Raw genomic sequence first — 9,546 nt, 5'->3', positions numbered from 1 at the left:
AGGCATGCTCCTGGTACTGGCGCAATGGCTGCAGAACGACGCAAGCTTTTTGCGCGTATTCAGTTATTTGACATTCCGTGCGGTGATGGCGAGCATCACCGCGCTGTCGATCGGGCTCGTTTGCGGCCCTTGGGTGATCCGTAAGCTCACGGCGCTCAAGGTCGGGCAGGCGGTGCGCACCGACGGTCCGCAAACGCACCTCGTGAAGTCGGGTACGCCGACGATGGGCGGCGTGCTGATCCTCATCGGTATCGCCGTTTCGACACTGCTCTGGGCCGACCTCACGAATCGCTTCATCTGGATCGTGATGCTCGTCACGTTCGGTTACGGAGTGATCGGCTGGGTCGACGACTACCGCAAGGTGGTCTACAAGGACCCGCGCGGAATGTCGTCGCGCGAAAAGTACTTCTGGCAGTCGGTGATCGGCCTCTTCGCGGCTGTCTACCTGGCCTTCAGCGTGTCGGAGGCCAACAACGTCCGCGTCTTCGACCTTTTCATGGCCTGGGTGCGAAGCGGCCTGTCAATGGGTTTGCCCGCGCGCGCCGACCTCATGCTGCCGTTTCTGAAGTCGATCACGTATCCGCTCGGCGTCTGGGGCTTCATTGCGTTGACCTACTTCGTGATCGTCGGTGCAAGCAACGCCGTGAACCTGACCGACGGCCTGGACGGGCTCGTCATCATGCCCGTCGTGCTCGTGGGCGGCTCGCTCGGCGTGTTCGCTTATGTCATGGGCAGTTCCGTCTACTCCAAATACCTGCTGTTTCCGCACATTCCCGGCGCGGGCGAACTGATGATCTTCTGCTCCGCGATGGGCGGCGCCGGGCTGGCCTTCCTCTGGTACAACACGCACCCGGCCCAGGTCTTCATGGGCGACGTCGGCGCGCTCGCGCTCGGCGGCGCGCTCGGGACGATCGCCGTCATCGTGCGGCAGGAGATCGTGCTTTTCATCATGGGCGGGATTTTCGTGGCCGAGACGTTGTCCGTGATGCTGCAAGTCGTCTGGTTCAAGTATACGAAGCGGCGCTACGGGGAGGGCCGGCGCATTTTCAAAATGGCGCCGCTGCATCACCACTTCGAGCTGTCTGGCTGGAAGGAGACGCAAGTCGTCGTGCGTTTCTGGATCATTACGCTGATGTTGTGCCTCTTCGGCCTTTCGACTCTCAAACTGCGTTAAGGAAAAGGTAAGCAAACGATGTTCGGCGAGACGTTTCGGGATCGGCAGCCGCCGATGGTGCTCGTGCTGGGGCTCGGTGAATCGGGCCTCGCGATGGCGCGTTGGTGCGCACGCCACGGGTGCCGGCTGCGCGTGGCCGATACGCGCGTGGCGCCTCCGAATCTGCCCATGCTCGAGGCCGAGCGCATCGACGCCGAGTTCGTCGGCGGACCGTTCTCGCCTGCGCTCGTCGAGCGCGGCGTCGAGCTCGTTGTCGTGAGCCCCGGGCTCTCGCCGCTTTCGCCGGAACTCGCGCCGCTCGTGGATGCGGCGCGCGAACAGGGGATCCCCGTGTGGGGCGAACTCGAGCTCTTCGCGCGGGCGCTTCGGCATTTGGGCGAAAGCGGCTATGCGCCCAAGCTCATCGCCATTACCGGCACGAACGGCAAGACGACCACGACGAGCCTCACGGGGCTGCTCTGCCGTCGCGCGGGCAAGTCGGTGGCCGTGGCCGGCAACATCGGCCCGACGATGCTCGACACGCTCGCCGAGGCGATCGATCGCACCGAGCTTCCGGACGTCTGGGTGCTCGAACTCTCGAGCTTCCAACTCGAAACGGCGCACACGTTCGCCCCCGACGCGGCGGCTGTGCTCAACGTGACGCAGGATCACCTCGACTGGCACGGCACCTTCGAAGCCTATGCCGCGGCCAAAGGGCGGATCTTCGGGCCGCACACGGTGCGGGTGCTCAACCGCGACGATGCCCAGACGATGGCTTTCGCTCCTGGCGGCGAAAGCGACGTGCGCGTCGTCACCTTTGGGTTGAACGAGCCGCAGCGGGCGGGCGATTTCGGGCTGCAGCGAGAAAACGGTATCAACTGGCTCGTCGAGGCGGCGCAGCGCGAGCCGGCCGACGAGACGGCGAGCTCGCGCCGCCGCAAGCAGGAGGCGGCCGCGGCTGTCGAATTGACGATGAAGCGCCTGATGCCGGCCGATGCGTTGCGTATCCGTGGGCTGCACAACGCTGCCAACGCGCTCGCGGCCTTCGCGCTCGCGCGCGCGGTCGGCCTGGCCGCGGCGCCGCTTCTGCACGGCTTGCGCGAGTACCGCGGCGAACCGCATCGGGTAGAACTGATCGCGTCGATCGACGGCGTCGACTATGTCGACGACAGCAAGGGGACGAACGTCGGCGCGACGGTGGCGGCGCTCGACGGACTCGCCCAGCGCGCCGTGGTGATTCTGGGCGGCGACGGCAAGGGGCAGGACTTTTCCCCGCTCGCGCGGCCCGTCGCACGCTGGTGCCGAGCCGTGATGCTGATCGGCCGCGACGCGCCGGCGATTCGCGCCGCGCTGGCCGAAACCGGCGTTGCGCTGGCCGATCACGCGACCCTCGAAGCGGCCGTGCACGCTGCCGCCGAACTGGCCGAGCCCGGCGAGGCGGTGCTGCTGTCGCCGGCGTGTGCGAGCTTCGACATGTTCAAGAACTACGCGCATCGCGCCGACGTGTTTCGCAGCGCGGTCGAAGAAATCGCGGCACAACGAGGGACGATGCTATGAGCTGGTCCGATCGGTTCGGTCAACGGTTCTTCACCGAGCGCAACGCCGCCGGACGCAGCCGCACGGCTACGGGACCCGCCGCGAGCGTCGGCGGGCTCGCGAGCGCGGTCAACAGCATGCGCCCGACGCGTTCGCGCATGCTCGACTACGACGAGTCGCTGCTCTGGGCCGTGATCGCGCTTCTGGGCCTGGGTGTCGTAATGGTGTACTCCGCGTCGATCGCGATGCCCGATTCGCCGAAGTACGCCGCCTACCACGACTACGCGTTCCTTCTGCGGCACGCCATATCGATTGCCGTGGCATCGATCGCGGCAATCGTGGCGTTTCGCATCCCGATCTCGGTCTGGGACAAGTACGCGCCGAAGTTCTTCCTGCTTGCGCTCGTCGCGCTCGTGATCGTGCTGATTCCGCACGTGGGCAAAGGCGTGAACGGCGCCAGGCGATGGCTGCCGCTCGGGCTGATGAACATGCAGCCGTCCGAAATCATGAAGCTGGCCGTCACGATCTATGCGGCGAACTACACGGTGCGCAAGCAGGACTACATGCACAGCTTCGCCAAAGGCTTTTTGCCGATGGCGCTGGCGGTGGGCGTGGTCGGCGCGCTGCTGCTGCTCGAGCCCGACATGGGCGCGTTCATGGTCATCGCGGCCATCGCGATGGGCGTTCTCTTTCTCGGCGGCGTGAACGGCAAGCTCTTCGGCGGCCTCGTCGCCACGGCCGTCGGCACGTTCGCACTGCTCGTCTGGGCATCGCCCTGGCGGCGCGAGCGGATCTTCGCCTATCTCGATCCGTGGGACGACCGCTACGCTCAGGGCAAGGCTTATCAGCTCACGCATTCGCTCATCGCATTCGGCCGCGGCGAGTGGTTCGGCGTCGGCCTCGGCGGCAGCGTAGAGAAGCTCAACTATCTGCCCGAGGCGCACACCGACTTCATCCTCGCCGTGATCGGAGAAGAGCTCGGCTTCATCGGCGTGCTCGTCGTCCTCCTGCTCTTTTACTGGATCGTGCGCCGCGCATTCGACATCGGCCGTCAGGCGCTTGCGCTAGACCGCACGTTCGCGGGGCTCGTCGCTAAAGGCGTCGGCCTCTGGTTCGGGGTCCAGACGTTCATCAACATCGGCGTGAACCTCGGCATCTTGCCGACGAAGGGCCTCACGCTGCCGCTCGTGAGCTATGGCGGATCGGGCATCGTGCTCAACTGCCTCGCCATCGCCGTGCTCATGCGCGTCGATTACGAGAACCGGGTGCTCATGCGGGGGGGCAAGGTATGAGCGCCACGCCGCAGCGCACGCTGATGGTCATGGCCGGGGGCACGGGAGGGCACGTCTTTCCCGGGCTTGCGGTCGCGCACCGCATGCGCGCGTGGGGGTGGCGCGTGGTCTGGCTCGGCAATCCCGCCGGCATGGAAGCGACGCTCGTGCCGAAGCAAGGCATTCCGATGGAATACGTTCGCTTCGGTGGCCTGCGCGGCAAGGGACTCAAAACCAAGTTTCTGCTGCCGCTCAACCTGCTGCGCGCGTGCCTCGAGAGCCGCCGCGCGCTTTCGCGCGTGCGGCCCGACGTCGTGCTCGGCATGGGCGGCTACATCACATTCCCGGCGGGGCTGATGACGGCGCTCGCGCGCTGCCCGCTCGTGCTGCATGAGCAGAATTCGGTCGCCGGCCTGGCCAACAAAGTCCTCGCGAGGCTGGCGAAGCGCGTGCTCGTCGCCTTTCCCGGTGCCTTGCCGAATGCCGAATGGACGGGCAATCCACTGCGCGATGCGCTCACGCAATCGGCCGAGCCGAAGGCGCGCTACGAGGGCCGCAAGGGACCCCTTCGCATGCTCGTGGTCGGCGGCAGCCTGGGCGCCGCCGCGCTCAACGAAGTCGTGCCGCGTGCGCTCGCGTTGCTTGCGCCCGAGGCGCGTCCGCACGTCGTGCATCAGGCTGGCGCCAAGCACATCGAAGCGCTGCGTGCGAATTACGCGGCGGCGGGTTTCGAGCCGGGCGACGGGCTCGAACTCGTCCCGTTCATCGACGACATGGCGGCGGCCTATGCCGACGCCGATCTCGTCGTGTGCCGCTCGGGCGCCATGACGGTTGCCGAGATCGCGGCCGTGGGCGTGGCGGCGCTCTTCGTACCGTTTCCCTACGCGGTGGACGACCACCAGACCACCAACGCCCGGTTTCTGTCCGAGCAGGGCGCCGCGGTACTGGTGCAGCAGCGCGATTTGTCGCCCGAAGTACTGGCCGACTGGCTGCGCGCGCAAACGCGCGAAACGCTCGAGGAGATCGCGGGGCGCGCCCGCGCCCTCGCGAAGCCGGAGGCCACCGATCGGGTCGCGCAGGTGTGCGCGGCCGTGGCGCTTACGCGCCAGGAAGGAAAGCAATGAAACATATCGTCAAACACATTCACTTCGTCGGCATCGGCGGTGCCGGCATGAGCGGAATCGCGGAGGTGCTCGTCAATCTCGGCTATGTCGTCAGTGGCTCGGATCTCGCCCGCAGCGCGAGCACGGAACGGCTCGCCGCGCTCGGCGCCCGGATCGCGATCGGCCACGATGCGGACAACATCGCGGGCGCCGATGCCGTGGTCGTTTCCAGCGCCGTGCGCAGCGACAACCCCGAAGTGCTTGCTGCGCGCCGGCTGCGCGTGCCGATCGTGCCGCGCGCCGTGATGCTCGCCGAGCTGATGCGCCTCAAGCAAGGTATCGCGATTGCCGGCACGCATGGCAAGACGACCACCACGAGCCTCGTTGCGAGCGTGCTCGCCGCGGGCGGGCTAGATCCGACCTTCGTAATCGGCGGGCGCCTCACGAGCGCGGGTGCGAACGCCCGGCTCGGCACGGGGGATTTCATCGTCGCCGAGGCCGACGAGTCCGACGCCTCGTTCCTCAACCTGCTGCCCGTGATCGAGGTCGTGACCAACATCGACGCCGATCACATGGACACCTACGGCCATGATTTCGCACGGCTCAAGCAGGCGTTCATCGAGTTCACGCACCGCTTGCCGTTTTACGGCATCGCCGTGCTGTGCGTCGACGATCCGAACGTGCGCGAAATCCTGCCGTTCGTTTCGAAGCCGGTGATCCGCTACGGTTTTGCTGCCGACGCGCAGGTGCGCGCCGTCAACGTGTTCGCACGCGACGGCAAGATGCTCTTCACGGCCATGCGCGAGAATGCGCCGCCACTCGACATCGTGCTCAACATGCCCGGCACGCATAACGTGCAAAACGCGCTGGCGGCGATCGCGATCGCCACCGAGCTCGAGGTTGCCGACGCCGACATCCAGCGCGCCCTGGCGGAGTTCACGGGCGTTGGCCGCCGGTTTCAGCGCTACGGCGAACTGCCGGCTCAGGCGGGCGGCAGTTATCAGCTCGTCGACGACTACGGCCACCATCCGGTCGAAATGGCGGCGACGATCGCCGCGGCGCGCGGTGCCTTCCCCGACAAACGGCTCGTGTTGGCGTTTCAGCCTCACCGCTACACGCGCACGCGCGATTGCTTCGAGGACTTCGTCAACGTGCTCTCGAGCGTGGACGCGCTCGTGCTGACCGACGTCTATGCGGCAGGCGAGGCGCCGATCGTCGCAGCGGACGGTCGCGCGCTCGCGCGTGCGATCCGCGTTGCGGGCAAGGTCGAGCCGGTGTTCGTCGATTCGATCGACGAGGTGCCCGGCGCGCTCGCGGCGCTCGTGCGCGACGGCGATGTGGTGATCACGATGGGTGCGGGATCGATCGGCACAGTGCCGGGGCGGCTCGCACAAGAAGGCGAGAAGGTATGAATATGAGCAGTATCGATCCGAAACGATTCGGCAAGGTGGCGGTGCTCCTCGGCGGTGTGTCGGCGGAGCGTGAGGTGTCGCTCAATTCGGGGCGGCTCGTGTTGCAGGGCCTGCGCGACGCGGGCATCGACGCCCATCCGTTCGATCCGGCCGAGCGCCCGCTCTCGGCGCTGAGGGACGAGGGGTTCGCGCGCGCATTCATCGCGCTGCACGGCGGCTACGGCGAGAACGGCCAGATCCAGGGCGCACTCGACTTCTACGGCATCCGTTACACGGGCAGCGGCGTGCTGGGCTCGGCGCTCGGTCTCGACAAGTTCCGTACGAAGCTGATCTGGCAGCAGACCGGCGTGCCGACGCCGCCGTTCGAGACCGTCATGCGCGGCGACGACTACGCGGCGCGCGCGCAGCAGATCGTGGCGAAGCTCGGGCTGCCGCTCTTCGTGAAGCCGGCGAGCGAAGGCTCGAGCGTCGCGGTCACGAAGGTCAAGGCGGCTGACGCGCTGCCAGGTGCGCTCGAGGAAGCGGCCAAATTCGACAAGATCGTCGTGGTCGAACAGAGCATCGACGGTGGCGGCGAGTACACGAGCTGCATCGCGGGTGCGCTCGATTTGCCGATCATCCGTATCGTGCCGGCCGGCGAGTTTTACGACTATCACGCCAAGTACGTCGCGGAAGACACGCAGTATCTGATTCCCTGCGGACTGCCCGCCGAAAAGGAGGCGCAACTGAAGGCCCTGTCGCGCCGCGCGTTCGACGTGCTCGGCTGCACTGACTGGGGCCGCGCCGATTTCATGCTCGATGCGGCGGGCAACCCGTACTTCCTCGAAGTCAACACGGCGCCGGGCATGACGGATCACTCGCTGCCGCCCAAGGCGGCGCGCGCCGTCGGCATCAGCTACCGCGACCTCGTCGTCTCCGTGCTGGCGCTCACGCTCGAGGACTGATACGACACCATGTGGAACAACGTTCGCCAGCTCAATCTCGCCGCCAGCGCGCTCGTCGCACTGGCCCTCGCCGCGCTCGTCGCGGCGGGGGGGATCTGGCTCGCGCAACGTCCGTCGTTCGCGCTCGCAGCGATTCGCATCGACGGCGACACCGAGCATATCAACCGCCCGACGGTGCGGGCGAGCGTCGTGGGCCATCTGAAGGGCAACTTCTTTACGGTCGATCTCGATGCCGCGCGGCAGGCGTTCGAGCAGATGCCGTGGGTGCGTCGCGCGAGCGTGCGCCGCGTATGGCCGAACGCGTTGGCCGTCACGCTCGAGGAGTACAAACCGCTTGGCACGTGGGGCAGCGATCAGCTCGTGAGCGTGGATGGCGAGCTTTTCACGGCGAACCAGGGCGAGCTCGAAGAAGACCTGCCGGCCTTCGATGGGCCGCCGGGAACGGCGCAGGAAGTCGTCGCGCGCTACGCGGATTTCAAGAAGTGGCTCGCGCCGCTCGGTGCCGCGCCCGACGAAGTGTCGCTTTCGCCGCGCTACGCATGGAAGGTGAAACTGTCGAACGGTACGCAGATCGAATACGGTCGTGAACGCAATCCGTCGACGCTTGGCGAACGCTCGCACCGGTTGGCGGCGGCATGGAAGGCGGTGACGGCACGCTGGGGGAACGAGATCGAGTATGCCGATCTGCGTTATCCGAACGGCTTTGCGATTCGTGCGGCGGGGATGCGGTTCCTCGACGACGGCAACGCGAAGGGCAAGGTCAGGAAATGACGATGACGCATGACGCGAAAAAAGACATCACACGCATGAGCACGCTATGAGTAAAGACTACAAGGATCTGCTGGTTGCCCTCGACATCGGCACGGCCAAGGTCGTGGCGGTCGTGGCCGAGCTGAGGGGCGAGGGCCACTATGAAGTCATCGGCCTCGGGCAGAGCGAATCGAAGGGGCTCAAGAAAGGCGTCGTGGTGAACATCGAGGCCACGGTGCAGTCGATTCAGCGCGCGCTCGAAGAAGCGGAACTGATGGCCGATTGCAAGATCACTAACGTGTTCACGGGCATCGCCGGCAGTCACATTCGCAGCTTCAATTCGAGCGGGATGGTGGCGATCAAGGACAAGGAAGTGACGCAGGCCGACGTCGCGCGCGTGATCGAGACGGCGAAGGCCATCAACATTCCGACGGATCAGCAGGTGCTGCACATCCTCACGCAGGAATTCATCATCGACGGGCAGGAGGACGTACGCGAGCCCATCGGCATGAGCGGAATCCGGCTCGAGGTGAAGGTGCACATCGTGACGGGGGCGGTGTCCGCTGCGCAGAACATCGTGAAGTGCGTGCGCCGCTGCGGGCTCGAGGTCAACGATCTGATCCTCCAGCCGCTCGCGTCGTCGCTGGCCGTGCTGACCGAGGACGAGAAGGAGCTCGGCGTCGTGCTCGTCGACATCGGCGGCGGCACGACCGACATCGCCATCTTCAGCGAGGGCGCGATCCGCCACACGGCCGTTATTCCGATCGCGGGCGATCAGATCACGAGCGACATCGCAATGGCGCTGCGCACGCCGACCCCGGACGCGGAGGACATCAAGGTCAGCTATGGCATTGCGAAGCAGGCGCTAGCCGACCCCGACGAGATGATCGAGGTGCCCGGCCTCGGCGAGCGCGGCCCGCGCACGCTGTCGCGCCAGGCGCTCGCCGCCGTGGTCGAGCCGCGCGTGGAGGAACTGTTCTCGCTCGTGCACCAGGTCGTGCGCGAGTCGGGCTACGAGGAACTGCTGAGCTCGGGCGTCGTTCTTACAGGCGGCGCCTCGATGATGCCGGGCATGGTCGAGCTCGGCGAGGACATCTTCTTGAAACCGGTGCGCATTGGCGTGCCGGAGTATGCGGGCGGTCTTGCCGACGTGGTGCGCAACCCGCGCTACTCGACGGCGATGGGCCTGCTCGTCGAAGGCTCGTCGCAGCGCATGCGCGGCCGCAAGGTCGCCGTGCAGTCGGGCTCGATGGGGCAGGTGTTTTCCCGCATGAAGGACTGGTTTCTGGGCAATTTTTGAACGTTCGAATTCGCGCGGGTGCCGGCGGCTTGCGCGCGACAGGGAGTTGCCCGACTCCTTGCCGAATAACGGCGGAA

At 66.3% G+C, this 9,546-nt stretch carries 8 protein-coding genes; all 8 read left to right on the top strand.

Features of this window, described 5'->3' with window-relative positions; all coding sequences use genetic code 11:
- Positions 1-4 precede the first annotated feature (4 nt).
- From mraY to ftsA, 8 genes are read left to right on the top strand one after another with little or no spacing between them, the layout of a single operon-like run.
- Positions 5-1,174 carry a phospho-N-acetylmuramoyl-pentapeptide-transferase gene (mraY, locus tag U0034_RS06965; RefSeq protein ID WP_085223083.1) on the top strand — a complete coding sequence of 390 codons (1,170 nt, stop codon included), beginning with the start codon at positions 5-7 and terminating at the stop codon, positions 1,172-1,174.
- 18 nt (positions 1,175-1,192) lie between these two features.
- Positions 1,193-2,710 carry a UDP-N-acetylmuramoyl-L-alanine--D-glutamate ligase gene (gene murD, locus U0034_RS06960; protein WP_085223085.1) on the top strand — a complete coding sequence of 506 codons (1,518 nt, stop codon included), beginning with the start codon at positions 1,193-1,195 and terminating at the stop codon, positions 2,708-2,710.
- The gene (ftsW, locus tag U0034_RS06955; RefSeq protein ID WP_085223087.1) at positions 2,707-3,981 is read left to right on the top strand and encodes a putative lipid II flippase FtsW; all 1,275 of its coding nucleotides are present in this window, start codon (positions 2,707-2,709) and stop codon (positions 3,979-3,981) included. Before murD ends, ftsW begins: the two co-directional genes overlap by 4 nt.
- Positions 3,978-5,084 carry an undecaprenyldiphospho-muramoylpentapeptide beta-N-acetylglucosaminyltransferase gene (gene murG / locus U0034_RS06950; protein WP_085223089.1) on the top strand — a complete coding sequence of 369 codons (1,107 nt, stop codon included), beginning with the start codon at positions 3,978-3,980 and terminating at the stop codon, positions 5,082-5,084. Before ftsW ends, murG begins: the two co-directional genes overlap by 4 nt.
- On the top strand, positions 5,081-6,475 hold the full coding sequence (gene murC, locus U0034_RS06945; protein WP_085223091.1) for a UDP-N-acetylmuramate--L-alanine ligase: 1,395 nt from the start codon (positions 5,081-5,083) through the stop codon (positions 6,473-6,475). The genes murG and murC overlap by 4 nt, the downstream gene beginning before the upstream one ends.
- A 2-nt stretch (positions 6,476-6,477) precedes the next feature.
- Positions 6,478-7,419: a D-alanine--D-alanine ligase gene (locus tag U0034_RS06940; protein ID WP_085223094.1), complete on the top strand. Its 942-nt coding sequence runs from the start codon at positions 6,478-6,480 to the stop codon at positions 7,417-7,419.
- A 9-nt stretch (positions 7,420-7,428) separates the two neighbouring features.
- On the top strand, positions 7,429-8,190 hold the full coding sequence (locus U0034_RS06935; RefSeq protein ID WP_085223096.1) for a cell division protein FtsQ/DivIB: 762 nt from the start codon (positions 7,429-7,431) through the stop codon (positions 8,188-8,190).
- Positions 8,191-8,236: 46 nt separating this feature from the next.
- Complete coding sequence (gene ftsA / locus U0034_RS06930; protein WP_085223098.1) at positions 8,237-9,469, top strand: cell division protein FtsA; 1,233 nt, start codon at positions 8,237-8,239, stop codon at positions 9,467-9,469.
- Positions 9,470-9,546: the final 77 nt, after the last annotated feature.

This window comes from Trinickia caryophylli, from assembly GCF_034424545.1.
GTDB classification, from domain to species: Bacteria; Pseudomonadota; Gammaproteobacteria; order Burkholderiales; family Burkholderiaceae; genus Trinickia; species Trinickia caryophylli.
This window is presented reverse-complemented; position numbering and strand designations above follow the sequence as displayed.